This window comes from Bartonella sp. MU70NMGDW, assembly GCF_042194085.1.
In the GTDB taxonomy this organism is placed as follows: domain Bacteria; phylum Pseudomonadota; class Alphaproteobacteria; order Rhizobiales; family Rhizobiaceae; genus Bartonella; species Bartonella grahamii.
In genome coordinates this window covers 1-1095 of the sequence record NZ_JBHIMK010000380.1, presented here as the reverse complement: position 1 = coordinate 1095, position 1095 = coordinate 1, and the positions used below count along the sequence as shown (strand labels likewise).

The 1095-nt window shown below is 36.3% G+C and carries 1 protein-coding gene; it reads right to left on the bottom strand.

Annotation, left to right across the window (positions count from 1 at the left end; translation table 11 throughout):
* Positions 1-766: 766 nt before the first annotated feature.
* The gene (locus tag ACFIKE_RS11125; RefSeq protein WP_375649992.1) at positions 767-979 is read right to left on the bottom strand and encodes a hypothetical protein; all 213 of its coding nucleotides are present in this window, start codon (positions 977-979) and stop codon (positions 767-769) included.
* Positions 980-1095: the final 116 nt, after the last annotated feature.

Sequence of the window (1095 nt, the reverse complement as noted above, 5' to 3'; positions counted from 1 at the left end):
ACAAAAAACCGTGCTGCCGTTGCTTAAACTTTATATGATTTGCCGCAATGGGAATATCTTTCCAAGATTGAAAAAAAGCTTCGCTTTATATGACCACACCTCAAACGATCGTATTTGACGAGATAACAAAGAAAATTCTCTAATAAACCAGAAATCAACACCCAACCGATTTCTATCTCTTCACCAATAACAATTGTTTATTGCCCTAACCACATTTCACCAGTCACACGATCTAACATAGCTTTTGCAGATAGATTTTTCTTCCCTCTTCTCCTAGAAACGATCTATGCTATTTTGGGATTTACTACTGAATTGCTAATGCTTGCGCTTTGAATGCCTTTTTTCTCACCATATAAAAGGTAGATAAAAAACAATTTCGTTTATCAGCTTTATTTTAAAGACATACCTATTTTTACAGGATACGTTCTCCCCTCTATCAGCCCTATCGCATTTAATACACTTGTCGTTTCTAAACATGAACCACCAAGCATCACAATGGAACAATAGACACTCATCACTTTCATGGGCACTTGCATTGACAAGAGATAAACAAGAGTATTGATCATCACACACGGAGCAAAAATCTATAGCGACTACGCCATAGACTTTCGCCACGCACGGGGTATTCTTAGAGCATATTTATGATGAGATAATCATTTATGACATCCTTTTTATTGCGCCACAGAACGGGTTTTGCTAACTAGTTTTACTATTGTGCAAATTTTTCAAGAGAAATCCTCACTCGCTCATAGATGACAAGATTTCTTTATGGAGAGCGCACATGGCGCTCAGCTTTGACCTTTTCCATAACAACGATAAGTTCAAACTTTAACCAACGCGATAATAGACCTACTCTCAACGATTTACGCACCACCTCATCAGCAACAGGCTGCTCCAATATTGGTGCATTTATCGGTGCATTGACTTGAAGATTTTTTGCACTTCCACGCACCGTAAAAAAAGAAAATATTTTTCTCATATTTAAATCCATTGTAATTTATAATGGATTTTAAAATGACCAAAAAAATCAAACAAAAATAGAGAGGTAAGTTACGAAAACTACAGGGTAAATTTTACTGCCCCAAAATGTCTATT